The 15,075-nt window shown below is 53.3% G+C and carries 13 protein-coding genes; 6 read left to right on the top strand and 7 right to left on the bottom strand.

Going from position 1 to position 15,075, the window contains the following annotated elements; all coding sequences use genetic code 11:
- Positions 1 to 4: 4 nt before the first annotated feature.
- The 6 genes from AC3WMU_RS05590 to AC3WMU_RS05565 all read left to right on the top strand — a co-directional run bounded on the left by AC3WMU_RS05590 (position 5) and on the right by AC3WMU_RS05565 (position 7,997).
- Positions 5 to 1,336 carry an aminotransferase class I/II-fold pyridoxal phosphate-dependent enzyme gene (locus AC3WMU_RS05590; protein WP_424625325.1) on the top strand — a complete coding sequence of 444 codons (1,332 nt, stop codon included), beginning with the start codon at positions 5 to 7 and terminating at the stop codon, positions 1,334 to 1,336.
- Positions 1,337 to 1,416: 80 nt separating this feature from the next.
- A complete protein-coding gene (gene kdsA / locus AC3WMU_RS05585) occupies positions 1,417 to 2,271 on the top strand; it encodes a 3-deoxy-8-phosphooctulonate synthase (protein WP_006222183.1) in 855 nt (284 codons plus the stop codon).
- An 11-nt stretch (positions 2,272 to 2,282) separates the two neighbouring features.
- Complete coding sequence (kdsB, locus tag AC3WMU_RS05580) at positions 2,283 to 3,572, top strand: 3-deoxy-manno-octulosonate cytidylyltransferase (protein WP_492281958.1); 1,290 nt, start codon at positions 2,283 to 2,285, stop codon at positions 3,570 to 3,572.
- A 47-nt stretch (positions 3,573 to 3,619) separates the two neighbouring features.
- Entirely contained in the window at positions 3,620 to 4,579 is a 960-nt protein-coding gene (locus AC3WMU_RS05575; protein WP_006222185.1) for a KpsF/GutQ family sugar-phosphate isomerase, read from the top strand.
- A gap of 75 nt (positions 4,580 to 4,654) precedes the next feature.
- On the top strand, positions 4,655 to 6,664 hold the full coding sequence (locus AC3WMU_RS05570; protein ID WP_492281957.1) for a capsule polysaccharide biogenesis protein: 2,010 nt from the start codon (positions 4,655 to 4,657) through the stop codon (positions 6,662 to 6,664).
- 46 nt (positions 6,665 to 6,710) lie between these two features.
- A complete protein-coding gene (locus AC3WMU_RS05565) occupies positions 6,711 to 7,997 on the top strand; it encodes a capsule polysaccharide biogenesis protein (RefSeq protein ID WP_006222187.1) in 1,287 nt (428 codons plus the stop codon).
- 68 nt (positions 7,998 to 8,065) lie between these two features.
- On the opposite strand, the gene AC3WMU_RS05560 is transcribed toward AC3WMU_RS05565, so the two are convergent.
- From AC3WMU_RS05560 to AC3WMU_RS05530, 7 genes are all read right to left on the bottom strand, one after another.
- On the bottom strand, positions 8,066 to 8,392 hold the full coding sequence (locus tag AC3WMU_RS05560; protein WP_006222188.1) for a cupin domain-containing protein: 327 nt from the start codon (positions 8,390 to 8,392) through the stop codon (positions 8,066 to 8,068).
- Complete coding sequence (locus tag AC3WMU_RS05555; protein WP_035212115.1) at positions 8,389 to 9,117, bottom strand: glycosyltransferase family 2 protein; 729 nt, start codon at positions 9,115 to 9,117, stop codon at positions 8,389 to 8,391. The genes AC3WMU_RS05560 and AC3WMU_RS05555 overlap by 4 nt, the downstream gene beginning before the upstream one ends.
- The gene (locus AC3WMU_RS05550) at positions 9,114 to 9,761 is read right to left on the bottom strand and encodes an HAD family hydrolase (RefSeq protein WP_006222190.1); all 648 of its coding nucleotides are present in this window, start codon (positions 9,759 to 9,761) and stop codon (positions 9,114 to 9,116) included. Before AC3WMU_RS05550 ends, AC3WMU_RS05555 begins: the two co-directional genes overlap by 4 nt.
- The gene (locus AC3WMU_RS05545) at positions 9,758 to 10,240 is read right to left on the bottom strand and encodes a PI-PLC domain-containing protein (RefSeq protein WP_006222191.1); all 483 of its coding nucleotides are present in this window, start codon (positions 10,238 to 10,240) and stop codon (positions 9,758 to 9,760) included. The genes AC3WMU_RS05550 and AC3WMU_RS05545 overlap by 4 nt, the downstream gene beginning before the upstream one ends.
- A gap of 158 nt (positions 10,241 to 10,398) precedes the next feature.
- Positions 10,399 to 11,154: a glycosyltransferase family 2 protein gene (locus AC3WMU_RS05540; protein ID WP_035212118.1), complete on the bottom strand. Its 756-nt coding sequence runs from the start codon at positions 11,152 to 11,154 to the stop codon at positions 10,399 to 10,401.
- Positions 11,155 to 11,218: 64 nt separating this feature from the next.
- Positions 11,219 to 12,682: a tetratricopeptide repeat protein gene (locus AC3WMU_RS05535; protein ID WP_131224877.1), complete on the bottom strand. Its 1,464-nt coding sequence runs from the start codon at positions 12,680 to 12,682 to the stop codon at positions 11,219 to 11,221.
- A 69-nt stretch (positions 12,683 to 12,751) separates the two neighbouring features.
- The gene (locus tag AC3WMU_RS05530; protein ID WP_081533937.1) at positions 12,752 to 15,040 is read right to left on the bottom strand and encodes a glycosyltransferase; all 2,289 of its coding nucleotides are present in this window, start codon (positions 15,038 to 15,040) and stop codon (positions 12,752 to 12,754) included.
- Positions 15,041 to 15,075 lie beyond the last annotated feature (35 nt).

The raw sequence follows: 15,075 nt of genomic DNA, 5'->3' as shown, positions 1-15,075 counted from the left end.
CACCATGAAGAAGCTGCCGGGCCTTGCGGCCGGCATCAAAGACAAGCTGATCCAACAGGCCTTGGAACGCAAACTGCGCCAAGCCGCCTCACCCGGCGGCCACGCGCCTGCACGCCCCGCAGAGAAAAAAGCCGAGATCCCCGAGGAACACTACCGGTTCCACCTGCATCCCGGCTATCAGCAACTGCGCATCATCAACGATGGCGCACAACGCCTGGGTGTCAAAAACCCCTTCTTCAAGCTGCACGAAGGCACTGCCGGCGCAGACACGCACATCGGCGGACGCGAGTTCATCAACTACGCCAGCTACAACTACCTGAACATGTCGGGCGACCCGACGGTCACCGCCGCGGCGAAAGCCGCTATCGACCGCTACGGCACGTCGGTATCCGCCAGCCGCCTGGTCTCGGGCGAACGTCCCGTGCACCGCGAACTAGAAGATGAAATCGCCGCGCTGTACGGCGTGGATGACGCCATTACGTTCGTCAGTGGCCATGCCACCAATGTATCGACCATCGGCTATCTGTTCGGCCCGCGCGACCTGGTCCTGCATGACGAACTGATCCACAACAGCGTCCTGCAAGGCATCCAATTGTCAGGCGCCCGCCGCCTGCCCTTCCCCCACAATGACTGGGAAGCGCTAGACACCATCCTGAACGAACAACGCCACCAGTTCGAACGCGTGCTGATCGTGCTGGAAGGCATCTACAGCATGGACGGCGACTATCCCGACCTGCCGCGCTTCATTGAAATAAAGCAACGCCATCGCGCGTTTCTGATGGTCGACGAAGCGCATTCCCTCGGCGTCATGGGCGCGCGCGGGTATGGCATCCGCGAACACTTTGGCTTGGATGGCAAAGACGTCGACATCTGGATGGGAACGCTGAGCAAGACGCTGGCGGGCTGCGGGGGGTATATCGCGGGAGAAACCGCGCTGGTGGAACATTTGAAGTTCCTCGCGCCGGGCTTTCTTTACAGCGTCGGCATGCCGCCGAGTGTCGCCGCCGCGTCGCTGGCGGCGCTGCGACGAATGAAGGATCTGCCGGATCGCGTGGCGACCTTGCAGGCGCGCGGGAAATACTTCCTGGAGCAGGCGAAGGCGGCGGGGATTGATACCGGGACGAGCACTGGATTTGCAGTCGTGCCGGCAATTACCGGAAGTTCGTTGAAGGCGACGCGCCTATCGGCAGCGTTGTTCAAACAAGGGATCAACGTGCAGCCGATTCTTTATCCGGCAGTGCCGGAGAAGTCGGCCAGGTTGCGGTTCTTTATTTCTTGCATGCATACAGAAGAGCAGATCCGAGCCACGGTGAAAATCCTGGGCGAATCGGCTTAGCACCTGCCCACGCGGGCTGATGCCACATCGAAATAAATTTCAAGGCGGCCCGCATCGACAGAATAACTACGGAGTATCCAATGAGTGCGCACGTCATCACTATTCGCGACAACATCCAGGTCAGCAACGATTCGCCCTTTGTGCTCTTCGGCGGCATCAACGTCCTGGAATCCAAGGACCTCGCTCTGCGGGCCTGCGCTGAGTATGTGCGCGTTACGCAAAAGCTGAAAATTCCGTACGTCTTCAAAGCCAGCTTCGACAAGGCCAACCGTTCGTCGATTCACTCGTATCGCGGACCAGGCCTGGAAGAAGGCATGCGGATCTTCGAGGCGGTGAAAGCTGAGTTTGACGTACCCGTGATCACGGACGTACACGAGCCCTGGCAAGCGACCGCGGTCGCAGAAGTTGCTGATGTACTGCAGCTGCCTGCGTTCCTCGCACGGCAGACGGACCTTGTCGTAGCCTTGGCCAAGACCGGCAAGATCATCAACATCAAGAAGCCCCAATTCCTGAGCCCGTCGCAGATGAGCCATATCGTGGAGAAGTTCCGCGAAGCCGGCAATGACAAGCTCATTCTTTGCGACCGCGGTTCCTGCTTCGGCTATGACAACCTTGTCGTGGACATGCTGGGCTTCGGCGTCATGAAGCAGACCAGTGGCAATCTCCCCATCATTTTTGACGTAACCCACGCACTGCAGCAGCGGGATCCTGGCGGTGCGGCTTCGGGCGGCCGTCGAGCCCAGAGTGCGGAACTCGCCCGCTCGGCGATGGCACTGAATCTGGCCGGGTTGTTTCTCGAAGCCCATCCGAACCCCGACCAGGCAAAATGTGATGGTCCGAGCGCACTGCCTTTAGAACACCTCGAGGCTTACCTGACTCAGGTCAAGGCGGTGGATGATTTGGTGAAGTCGTTCCCTGCGCTTGTCATTGCGTGATCGGCATGGTTATGTCGACTCAAGGCACTCGCGTCGCGATTGTCATCCCATCACGCTACGCGTCCAGCCGATTGCCGGGCAAACCGTTGGCCGACATCGCTGGCAAGCCCATGGTCCAGCACGTCCATGAACGCGCCAGCGAAGTTGCCTCTGCACATTTCGTCGTAGTGGCCACGGACGACGAACGCGTGGCCAACGCCGTACGCGCTTTCGGCGGCACAGTCATTATGACTTCCCCCAGCCACCCATCCGGAACGGATCGGCTTGGCGAAGTCATGCAGTCGGTGCATGCGGACATCTATGTAAACCTGCAAGGTGACGAACCGCTCGTTCGCCCAGCTGACATTGATCTGCTCATTCAGGGCATGCTCGCAGACCCTTCGGTCCATGTTGGAACGCTTTGCCACGACATCGACACCCGCGAGGCCCTAGACCCCAATACGGTCAAGGCTGTCTTGGCCGACAACGGCGACGCGCTGTATTTCAGCCGCGCGCCCATCCCCTACCCGCGCGATGAAGACGAAAGTGCGTATTACCTCAAACATGTAGGGGTCTACGCTTACCGCCGCGAAGTGGTGTCGCAGTATGGCGCCCTGCCTCAGCCGATGATGGAGCGCGCCGAGAAACTTGAACAACTGCGACTGCTAGCCGCAGGCATGCGAATACGCGCGTTTCGCGTCGAGCCGACTGGGCCTGGCGTAGACACCCCGGAATGTCTGGAGCGAGTTCGCGCCCTGATCAGCGGCAAGCCTGTCGACGCACCACCGTCGCTGGCTGACGTTCGCCTGGTCATCACCGACGTGGATGGCGTGCTTACTACCGGTCAATTGCATTACGACGCCCAGGGTGAGGCGCTTAAGACTTTCCATGTGCGTGACGGCCTGGGCATGCGTTTGCTGGAAGAGTCTGGCGTACGCGTCGCTGTCCTCTCTGGCAGAAGCTCCGGCGCCCTGACGAAGCGGGTGCAAGACCTTGGAATTGCGCTCAGCGCCTTTGGGGTCAAGGACAAGCATGCCGCCTGCCTCCAGTTAATGGAACAGGCCGGCACGACTGCAGCGCAGACCGTGTGCATCGGGGACGACAGCATCGATCTGCCAGCCTTTGCCGCTTGCGGCTTGTCGTTTGCCGTTGCAGACGCGCCGGAATACATCAAGGCACGTGCTAGTGAAACCCTGAAAACGGCAGGTGGCCATGGCGCCTTTCGTGAACTTGCGGACCGCATTCTGGACGCTCAAGGCAACGGTTCGGTGTTTCGCGAAACCGCGGGATACCAAGCCGTCATGGCAAAAATGCGCCAGTAGGCTGCGCAATCTCCGACATACCGAATACTGAATGGAATGAATGGACCATGGATTATCTTGATACCGCACGAGGCGTGATCGCCACCGAGATTGAAGCGCTCCAACAGATGAGCAATCGGCTTAATGGCGATTTCAAGAAGGCAATCGACAGCATCCTCACTATGCAGGGCCGCGTGGTGGTAGTCGGGATGGGGAAGTCGGGCATTGTTGGAAAAAAGATCGCTGCCACGTTGGCATCAACAGGCACGCCGTCATTTTCTGTACACCCTGGAGAGGCCTTTCACGGTGACCTTGGAATGATCCGGCCAATCGACGTAGCGCTGATGATCTCCAACAGCGGCGAAACCGAAGAACTTATTCGCCTGCTGCCGTTCATGCAGTATCAAAAGAATCTCGTGATCGCGATGACCGGGAATTCGGAGTCAACGCTAGCGCGAAATGCTGACGTCACCCTCGATATTTCGGTGCCTCATGAAGCGTGCAACAACAACCTCGCGCCCACCAGTTCCACCACCGCGACGATCGCGATGGGTGACGCCCTTGCTGTTGTGCTCTCCACGGCGCGGGGCTTTCAGCCTGAGGACTTTGCTCGCTTTCACCCCGGAGGCAGTCTGGGACGCAAGTTGCTGACGCGAATATCCGACGTAATGCATTCTCGAGCGCTGCCGTTTTGCGCGCACGACGCCAGTTTCCGTGAAGTCATTCAAACCATTACGCGTGGACGGCTCGGGCTTGCCATCGTCATGGAGAACGGGAAATTATGCGGCGTCATCACGGACGGCGATATCCGCCGCGCCTTCGAAAAGGAAAGCGCCAGTTCTTCGTTAACGGCTTCGGTGATCATGACGAAGACGCCCAAGACGATCAATCAGTCGGAACGTCTGGTTGTCGCGGAAGAATTGATGCATGAAGAGAAGATCAAGGAGTTGATCGTTGTGAATGACAATCAGCAAGTGACCGGCGTCCTCCAGATTTTCGACGTAGACCAGGCCGAATCCGATCAGTAATCAGCGTCAACAGCCACTGTGTCGATCGGAACTTTCTCCCGCCCCATTTCTGAACTGCCCGGGATAACAGCCTTGATGGGCGAACCGGTCCTGCCCGTACGTTCAGCCCATCAGGTCGCCAAAAGGTCAGTGCTGACGCTCGCAGGTTGGGGCTTCCGGCCCTCTACGCGCGGGCCGCGCGCGCTGGCCGCAAAGCACGGCCTGCCGTTCATCGGCCTGGAGGACGGCTTCCTGCGCTCGTACGGAACCGGGCGGGATCATCCCTCCCTTTCTATCGTGGTCGACTCGGAAGGTATTTACTACGCCGCCGGCCAACCGTCCGCGCTTGAGACGCTTCTAGCCTCTGACAAGAACGTACTCGCGGGCGTCGGTGCCCCGTATGCGCAAGCACGCCAACGCATCGTTTCGGAAGGCCTGAGCAAGTACAACCTGGCTCCCGATCTGGAGCCTGCCTCGTTCTTAAGGGAAGGTCCGCGCGTATTGATCGTCGACCAAACCGTCGGAGATGCCAGCGTGGAGTATGGCATGGCTAGCGCCGACTCCTTTGCTGCCATGTTGGCAACTGCCCGCCAGGAGAACCCCGCTGCGACACTCTACATAAAGACCCATCCTGAGGTTAGCCGCGGCGCAAAGCGCGGCTATCTGTCCAGCGTCATCGGCGATGAGCGGACAGTCATGCTCCGCGATCCTGCAAGCCCGGCAAGCGTCCTGCGCCACATGGACCGGGTGTATGTCGTGACATCGCACATGGGTTTCGAGGCCCTGCTCCACGGGGTTCCGGTCACCTGTTTTGGGATGCCTTGGTATGCCGGGTGGGGATGCACCGACGACCGCGTGAAATGTCCACGGCGCACGCGCGCCCGTTCTGTCGACGAGCTTTTTGCGGCCGCGTACTTGCACTACACGCGATACCTGAATCCGGAAACATACGAACGCGGCACGATTTTCGATGTGATCAATTGGCTCAGCCATCAGCGCCGAGTGCATCAACGCTGCGCAGGCAGAACGATCGCAATCGGCTACCGCCGATGGAAGGCCGAAAACGTAAAGCCCTTTTTGGGGCATCCCAATCGGCCTGTGCTTTTCGTCCCGCACGCGGAAGCGGCGGCAAAGTTGAATCCAGTGCCGAACGACCGCCTGGTCTTTTGGGGTGCAACGCCCGCTGATGCCGTAACGTCCCTGGCGCAAAAATCCGGCGCCCCCCTCCTGCGCATGGAAGATGGATTCATCCGATCTGTGGGGCTGGGTTCCGACTTCGTGCCGCCCCACTCCCTGGTTGTCGACAAGCTTGGCCTGTACTTCGATGCCAGGCAACCAAGCGACCTCGAGCAGACACTGAACACCCGTGCATTCACGGATGATGATCGTCAACGCGCTAGCGTCGTTCGCGAATTGATCGTGAGCAACTCGCTGACAAAGTACAACATCGAGCCCACGGCACAACCTGCATGGCGCAGGTCCGGGCGCCGCGTCGTGCTGGTACCTGGTCAAGTCGAAGACGACGCGTCGATCAAGTACGGCTGCACCGGCATCCGCGACAACCTCTCGTTGCTCAAGGCAGCTCGGCAAGCCAGCCCTGACGCGTTCGTCGTCTACAAGCCCCATCCGGATGTCATGGTTCGCAATCGGGCAGGAAGCGTTCACAGAACGGACGCGATGCAATACGCAGACGCCATCGAAACGGACGTATCGATCGTGAGCTGCATCGACGCGGCGGACGAAGTCCACACCATGACATCGTTAAGCGGCTTCGACGCGTTGTTGCGCGGCAAGCATGTCGTGGTCTACGGAAGCCCTTTCTATGCCGGATGGGGTTTGACCGAAGACCGACAAACCGTCGCGAGACGGGATCGCCCGCTCACATTAGACGAACTCGTGGCCGGCGCGGTGCTGCATTATCCGGTCTATTGGGATTGGACGCTGAATGGTTTCACGACAGCTGAAGGAGCAATCCGACAGATCATCTCCATGCGCGAACGACTGATTACCGAAGGCCGCTTGGGCTCCGTGCGAAAAACCTACCTGCAACGGCAACTCCACAAATTGCGCCTTTGGGCGAGAGCCGGCTTTTTGGTCACTCGATGACTTTGCAACTCGAACATCAACGTCAAAAATTCCCCCAGTGACAGGCATGCACTCAACCCTCCCATCCTCGCTCCTGCAACAACGTTTTATGTTTTTGCAAGGAGTGTGCTCGCCCTTTTTTTCCCGACTGGCAGATGCACTGCGCGAACTTGGGCACGGAGTGCGCAAGATCAACTTCACGGTGGGCGACCGAGTCTATTGGCGACGCGGCGAAGCGGCATCTTACCGCGGCCCGATGGAAGGACTTCCGGAGTTCTATGCTCAACAGTTTCACCGCCACGGTACTACCGATATAGTCCTATTCGGGGATTGTCGGCCGGTCCATCGCGCGGCCATTGAAATTGCGCGCGTGTGCAACCTGCGCGTGCACGTTTACGAAGAAGGGTATTTTCGGCCCTTTTGGATTACGCTTGAACAGGGTGGAGTAAACGGCCACTCCAGATTGCCCCGCAATCCAGAATGGTACAAGGCGCAAGCCAGAACCACCCCGCAGTTTGGCAATGGAGAATCGTTTGATGCCCCATTTTGGAAACGTGCAGCTTATGATGTGGGATACAATTTTTGGGCAGGCATGAATCCACTCCTGCATAAAGGAGTCCAGAGTCATGTGCCCTACTCGCCTTTGACCGAGTACCTGGGATACTTGCGTCGTGGAATCCGCGTCAAATGCTATCAAGGCGAATCTAGACGCGTGGAGGCAAAATTAATCGCCGACGCGCAAACTAACCCGTTCTTCCTTATGCCATTGCAACTGGCGAATGACGCACAAATCGTCCATCATTCGCCTTTTGAAAACATGGCTGAGGCAATGCATATGGCGCTCGAGTCATTTGCCAAGTCCGCGCCCGGGAATACCCGTTTTGCTGTCAAGATTCATCCGCTGGACCCGGGTCTGGTCAACTATCGCTCCCTCCTAAAAAAGAAGTCAAGCGAGCTTGGCATCGCGGATCGTACCCTCTACCTGGAAAGCGGAAATTTACCAGCGCTGTTGACGGCGACCGCCGGTGTCGTAACTGTCAACAGCACGGTCGGCGGCTCATCTCTCATACACAGTCGCCCAACCATCGCACTGGGCACTGCCCTATACAATATGCCGGGATTGACTTTCCAAAATGGCCTGGATCGCTTTTGGACGCAAGGTCAAAAACCCGATTCAAATTTTTATCGAAAATTCCGCAACGTGGTCATTGCTCACAGCCAAGTTAATGGTGGATTTTATTCCCGCAGAGGTATTGCGCTAGCCGTCCAAAATAGCCTGCCCAAGCTACTGCTACCCCCTCGCCAGAATCACTCGGAGATCCGCCTACGCAAAGACGAAGTATCGTTCTATTGATTAACTGAAAGCAGCTTATCAAAAGAACGAATCCAGGCATTGCATAAGCTTGTCTCAGCGGATAGATCCTACGTTTCTACAACGTACTTGTCGTTGCTGGCACCCGGGACTTTGACCACGACATTTGTCGCATCTTCCAAGGCCTCAAAATCTGTAATCTCTCCAGGAGCCAGAACAACAATATCACCAGGCCCCCATTCTCGCCCCATCATACGCACTCTCCCGCTAAGGATCAGCGTTATTTCGGTAGCCACTTTGTGAAAGTGCCGCCCTTCATAGTCACCTGCTTTATAAGATTTTACTGCCACCTCACAAGCGTCCGTTTGATGAGCGGTCGGAGAGAAATTTCCCACAAACCAGCCCTTGACCATGTTTTCGAGCTTTTCGGTATTCATAGGGACGATCCCGATTCAAATTGCTGGACTTGCCGATCTGTTTTCAATGGCCGGTACTTCGATACATCCAGCTCGAAAACGCCAACCTTCTTCTGCATCAAGATCAATTCATTAAAGGTCGGAGCAACAAAAAAACTATCGCCCACTACGGCATTCTTCCGGATGCTCGCTTTTACCGCCTCCACAAAATCGCCAGTTTTCTTGAACCAGAATATTCCTGTGGTTGCATGATTGCTAATAGGGTTCTGCTGCGCGGCTTCGGTCACGAACCCTTGCTCATTCAGTTTGACGTAGGAATACCTAGGATGAATAGACCTGAACGTCAAGGTACCTCCATCCAGTTCTCGGAGCTCGAACTCCGAGATTACAGGCGCTAAATCCAAATCAACCAGCTCATTGGCGCTAATTATCAACAATGAAGAATCTTGTGGCAAATGACAAGCGGCGAGCAATGAGGTGCACGCAGACCCCCTTGTCCGCTCCGGAATACGGGTCACACTTGCTCCAGGTACAAGCAAGTCTGCCACCTTGTCCAGATGGAAGCGCTCCGCATCACGATTGAGCAACGCGAATGCGTAGGTCGCATCCTGAATATTCCGAGTATTCGCGACTATTCTTTCAAGAATCGATACCCCTTCGAATTCGGTCAAACATGTAGGATAACCGGCATCTATGCCGTGCGCAGGAACCTGCCCCGCCGCGAGAATTAAAATGTTTGTACTCACGCCCGGACTCCCTCAGCGTTAGCCATATCGCTACCCGCAATAGCACGAACAATATTGTCCAAGTTCGTGTCGCCGACGTCCCGCACGATCATGACATGGGCACCCGAGGCTCTCGCAGCCTTAATTCCATTTTCGTTATCCTCGACAATCAAGCATTGCTTCGGATCAACTCCGAAGCGTTGCATCGCGGTCAGGTACATTTCTGGGTTAGGCTTCCCTACGCGAACATCCTCGTTCGAAATCATGAAACTTAAGTATGGGCTTAGATTCGCCTTTTCCATCATCGTCGTGACTGTCTGACGAACAGAGTTAGAACATACAGCCATGCGATATCCGCGCGCCTTCAAGGAAGAAAGGGCGTATTCATGCACAAAGCGGGGCTTGCACTGCGTTTGAACCAACTCCATCGTGTACTGTTGTTTCATCTCATTGATGAACTCATGCAACTCGGAGGGTAGCCCCCGCTCCAGGCTCAGCATTTCAAGCTTTTTTCGAGTCGGCAAACCATCAAATGTCGTGAGGTGGTCGAAACGGGAGATCGGCATTCCAAAAAGGTCGAGAGCCCTATTTAACGCTTCGTAGTGCCATTCTTTCGCTTCGATAAGCACTCCATCCATGTCGAAGAGAATAGTATCGATCTTCATGTCTCGTCCCTCTCAACACTGAAAAAAATCGCGGCCTTTTCTGGAAAATCCGTGCAAAGGACCAAACTTTCCTCATTCTTTAACGAAAGCAACATATTCCATAAAGCGTCATTGCTTCGTCCATGAAGCTCCGAAGATACAACACACACCCGCAGCCCCGTGTCCAGTAGCCGCTGGATGTCCTCACGTTGATACCACTCGCCGTCAAATGAATCCAACCATACGCCGGCCGCCCGCTCCAACCAGGCAGGCTCCCGTTCCACTTCGCTCATGCGAGTGAAAACAGGAATGTCGGTAGAAAAGAAACCTCGCATGTCGGGAACGGACATATCAAAGACAAAGCAGTCAAGGTCTGGATAGTTCTTGACTTCTTCGTTCAAATGATGGGCTAGGCCATCCGCCTTGATATTTAACGCCACTAGCAAGCGCTGCCCACGTGCCTCGGAGCTTGCCAACGCAAGAAAGTCAGCGACTGCCATCTCTTTTCCATTAGGCATGTCGTGAGAAATAACTAGCTTCCCGACCGCATCTCTGACATCCGTCTCCGTTCCAAAGCCTAGTTCAAAAGACCGTTTGAACGCTAACGCGGAGTTCTTTTCCTCCGCGGTCTTCCAATAACCTCGATGAGAAATTATCTTCACAGGCCCTCCGTCGCTTGGACGTGGACCGGCAAAGTCAGAAACAGTTCTAGATCAGCCGGGGTACCCAGGCCGTACATGCCCTCAGCTTCGCTACCGACATTGAAAATCCCCACTGCCTTACCCGCCGTCGTGAGATGGTTATATGCGGGAGCAACATAATATTCGCCATTGACGCGCTCTTCCAGCGCGATCATCGATTCCGCTGCCGCGACAAAATCCCGCCCACGGGCAAAATTATAAATTCCCACTGTGGCTTCGTCCGAGATCACTTTTTTCTCGACTACTGTATTCACCAAGCCATCTGCATCCAACCCTACAAAACTCCATTTAGGATCTGATGCCTTCATCGTCATGATCAGCCCGTCAAGCTTTCGCAAAGCAATTTCATTGAGATAACTATTAATGTCAGCATCAATGTACTGATCGCTATTTGCAATCATCAATGGATCATCATTATCAATGAACTTTTTTGCCATCAATACTGTGCACGCAGCCCCTTCCGTTAAACCATCGAGGCTGATGATTTCACAACCAGGCGCCCACAGGTTCAACTTCTCTACCAGCTCGTACTCTACCAAATGTACATTTTGGCAAATAAAAATAAAGCGATGTGCACATTTTGGACGCAGATTGCCTATGACGACCTTTATCATCTCAACGCCAGAAATCCGAATCAGTGGTTTCGGATCGGCATATCCAGCTTTCGAAAATCGGCTTCCCGCACCAGCCATTGGTATAACAATATTGAGCATTTACTCCCCCACTGCGTCAAATTAACTAAACAATATCATTCTAAAATCACATCAACAACTATGCCTAGTTGCCGGAAGAAGCAGACATTGCTCTGTCAAAAAGCTCTTTGGTAATTCGATTACTTTTCGCAAGCGCCAGCGAACCCTTCAGCAACGCACGACTCATCTCAAGATGCATGCTCGCTACCGGGTTTCGCGAAATTTCAAACAACTTTAAGTGCACCCGACCCAACTCTCGCATCACAAAATAATCGCGTGGAGCTTTAACCAACAACGGTGTCAGCACGCCGAGCGACTCAGCATACCTCTCTTGCCACAGAAGGACGGTCGCAAACTCCAATGCAGGCCGTGAATCAAAATCTTTCAAGAACTCGGCGGCGACGGAATAGTATTTTAATGACAGATCCCATCGATTCAAGCGTTTGTATATGGCGCCCAACAGCCACGATTGCGAGTAAATATTGACGGTGTCGTCCGGAAAAGCAATGAGGTCGGCAGCAAATTTCTCTAATGTGCTTTCTCTATCCTTTAGCCCGCCGCTTTCCACAAAAGCGCTGGCCAGTAGAACGCACATTGCGCGGCTCTCATTGACTGTCAAATGCCCCGCCAGCTTCAAATCTCGACGAAAAGCTTCTAGAACCTCAGTGTAATTCTTCCTTCCCAATTTCACTTTCACCGGAGAAAAAACATCGACGGCCTTGTGACGGACTCCCTCGTTTTTTAACAGATGGTAGCCAAGCAAACATTCGGCGGCACGAAGAGCGCGGGGAAAATCAGGAAAAGAGTCGAGATTCCAATAACTGGATAAACATTTATATAATGATGCGTACTTACCCATAATCTCTGGGCTACCAAACGCGAACGTGTCATTGACAAAAATGTCGCGATACACCGTGCCAGGCGGAGGCATGCTTGTATAAACAACATCCTCACTCAACTCGCCTTGGATCAGTTGTTCCAACTTGTCCAAGTCATTAAATTCCAAGTCGCATCGAACCCGAACTACGATGTCATAGTCGACGCGGTTGGTATGAGCCCACGCCATAGCCAATTCATAGCAGTCGTGTATCTTATAGAACATTGGAAGCGAGAACATATATCGCTCTGGCATCAACGTTAACAGTTCTTGGGGATACTGGATTCCATTCAAGGATCGAGTTATCCCAAAGTCGGCGGGAAATTTCTCGACCCGCACGGCCTTGACGTTTGGAATGTTTTCCCGGATGTAGTCCTCATCCACCAAAACTGATTGATAGAAAAGATTGTGGATATTCGGATAAGACCGCATGAAACCATTGCGATCATAGATGTACTTTCCATCGGCACTTCTATCTATCAGCATATTCGCTATAGATTGACATGGAAAGAACCTATCGTAGGCGGAGGTTGCTCCCAAGTCCTCCCAAGTGCTGACAAAAACATCTGCGTTCAGCCTTCGTATGAGGGCCAAGACACTATTATCGCCTTCAAGTTGGCGCAATTGCCCGGAAAGGCACACAGCGATTCGCCGCACGTTAAGAGTCCCCATAGCGTAAGCCAATAAATAAACTATTTATCATAAATCAAGCCATTCGGCGGCAATAAGAAAAACATCCGCCTACGCATTTGCCTCCGCAAGCAAACTATCAAGCTCAACAAGCAGATACTCTCGCGAATGGTCTGCTTCGAAAGTGGCCCACGACCGTTCGCTCGCGCGCATTCTGTTTATATCCGATCCCAGCATTGCTTGAATCTCCGCAGCAAATTCTTCTGGCGAATCGACTGCATTGATTCCGTAAGCATCCGATATTCCTTCAAGAGCAGCAGTAGTCGCGACAATAGGCATTCCGTATGACATTGCCTCGACTACTTTAATCTTCATGCCTGTACCATATCTTATCGGACAAATCACCACGCTGGCAGACTTATATACATCACCGAGATCTTTTACAAACCCACCTGCATGTATTGCAGAAGATCGTACAGCCGCTGTAATTGCACGCTGTATTTTTGGGTTGCGAGTAATGTTCCCTTGAATTTTCAGATTAACACCCGCTTCCAAATTCAGAATTGGCCAAACTTCCTCCAGGAACCAAAGAAGACCTGCGACATTTGGATCGGAATTGGAACCAATAAATAGCAGATCAAACTTCGAACCCAATGTCGTCAGCTTATGACCAAAATCCGTGGCCTTGATCGTCTTTACATTTGCCGTAGGACAATAATCCAACTTGATGTGTTCAGTCTCAACCGGTGATATGGAAACACACATACCTGCCGATGCCATTATCCCACGTTCAGACTCCGATGCAATTTTGAGATATCGATCTCTCTGCGCCTCGGGAATCTTAGGCAGTACGTCCGCCTTGATGCGGTTCACCTGCACGTCGTGCAAGTCGACGATCACTCGTCCAGAATAACAACTAGCGTCATAGAGCTTTGCGTAATTAACCCAGGAAACATCGTGCTTTTTCTGCGATTCAAGCGCAACTAATTGGCGGAATCTTCGGGGAAAACTCTCACTAGAGTTAATTTTTGCATAATCTCCGGTAATGGTGGAGATCTTACTCCTCACGTAGTGCTCCGCGGCGGCTATGACCTTCTCTAACCCTTTCGATTTCCTACGTGCGTTCAAGGCGAACATCGGATGCTTACGCACCTGTACTGAAAGAAATGCGGAGTTGTAGTGTGCGAGCGTCCGTCGAGCAATATCCGTCGAGCGAGCAGATGCTTCACTCTGATTCAGAAGCACTAGGCGAACGCGATACCCAAGCTCCAAAAAAGCGGAGATGAACTGATCAGTTCGCTGGGCATTACCTCGATTTACCGGAATCGGCAGTACTGAGCTTACGAATAAGCAACTTTTTTTTTTAACAACTGGGGGCCAGACGATATTTCGAAAATTAATCTTCCGAGTAATGTTCCGAAAGCTGCCGTCTTTCTGTTTAACTTTCTCGGTTTCAAAAGAAGCGAACGAATAAACCCTATCGATCAGATGATAGATAAAGCGATCCCGGGTCTCTGGATCAAATTCAAACCCTTTCTCCAGGTAATACAAAATCTCGTGGACAGTCCCTACGGATCTATTCATTCCATTGTGGGCATAGAAGGCATCACCCGCAATCAACACTGGTTTGTCGAATAGGCTAGCTATCACGCCCACGCCAGAATTTACTACAAACACCATATCCGCCATTTGAATCAGGGAATTTATGTTTGTATTGTCGGGTGCAAAACGGACCGACGATCCGGGCCTGGCCGTCTCCAGCGGGTGCTTTTTAGCTATTATTACCCAGTCGCTTTTTTGGCGAGACAGTTCCGCGTTTACTTCATCAACAAGTCTGCAGAAGTTGGCATAGGTCTGGATTCTGCCTGCAAAATTCTTTATCGTGGTGTCTGCAGGTCGCTGGTACGCCACGAAGAGCACGCGCTTCCCTTGAATCCCTAATGCCGTCTTCAAGGCGAGAGGGTCGTTGTACTCCCCCTGATTTTCCAGAGGTTTCGTATCCAAGAACTTGGCTACATAGTCATTGACTTTAATCGCCTGCTCAGGCTGAAGTGGCTTATCCCATGTCGATATTTTGTAAGTTGGGCTGTCGGCGTTAAAGCCCACGTCAAAAAACCAGCTATCAGGGAGAGCACCCCTATCAAATACGACGACAGGGAATCCCGCTTTAACCAAATGGCGATAGACCCAAAGGCGTTTCTCGTTTCCGTACGGATTCGGCATGACTGCAACGTCGAAACTACTATTTCTGACATGTTCGACGGAATCCTCTGCCTTCTCGAAAGTTTTCTCGTGCAAATACGTAACGTCGCCGAGTTCGTTCAAAGCATGCTCAAGGCTGGTAAAGGCTGCCGAAAATCTGTCACCGATAGCCAAGACTTCAAGTCTAAAATTCTTCATTTTATCTATTAATAAATTCGCAAGACTATGTATAA

Source organism: Achromobacter sp. FW305-C-13, assembly GCF_058783475.1.
This window is presented reverse-complemented; position numbering and strand designations above follow the sequence as displayed.

Coding starts and splice junctions, on each gene's coding strand:
- AC3WMU_RS05590 (WP_424625325.1), top strand. CDS start 5: ATGAAGAAGCTGCCGGGCCTTGCGGCCGGCATCAAAGACAAGCTGATC.
- kdsA (WP_006222183.1), top strand. CDS start 1,417: ATGAGTGCGCACGTCATCACTATTCGCGACAACATCCAGGTCAGCAAC.
- kdsB (WP_492281958.1), top strand. CDS start 2,283: ATGTCGACTCAAGGCACTCGCGTCGCGATTGTCATCCCATCACGCTAC.
- AC3WMU_RS05575 (WP_006222185.1), top strand. CDS start 3,620: ATGGATTATCTTGATACCGCACGAGGCGTGATCGCCACCGAGATTGAA.
- AC3WMU_RS05570 (WP_492281957.1), top strand. CDS start 4,655: ATGGGCGAACCGGTCCTGCCCGTACGTTCAGCCCATCAGGTCGCCAAA.
- AC3WMU_RS05565 (WP_006222187.1), top strand. CDS start 6,711: ATGCACTCAACCCTCCCATCCTCGCTCCTGCAACAACGTTTTATGTTT.
- AC3WMU_RS05560 (WP_006222188.1), bottom strand. CDS start 8,392: ATGAATACCGAAAAGCTCGAAAACATGGTCAAGGGCTGGTTTGTGGGA.
- AC3WMU_RS05550 (WP_006222190.1), bottom strand. CDS start 9,761: ATGAAGATCGATACTATTCTCTTCGACATGGATGGAGTGCTTATCGAA.
- AC3WMU_RS05545 (WP_006222191.1), bottom strand. CDS start 10,240: ATGGCAGTCGCTGACTTTCTTGCGTTGGCAAGCTCCGAGGCACGTGGG.
- AC3WMU_RS05540 (WP_035212118.1), bottom strand. CDS start 11,154: ATGCTCAATATTGTTATACCAATGGCTGGTGCGGGAAGCCGATTTTCG.
- AC3WMU_RS05535 (WP_131224877.1), bottom strand. CDS start 12,682: ATGGGGACTCTTAACGTGCGGCGAATCGCTGTGTGCCTTTCCGGGCAA.
- AC3WMU_RS05530 (WP_081533937.1), bottom strand. CDS start 15,040: ATGAAGAATTTTAGACTTGAAGTCTTGGCTATCGGTGACAGATTTTCG.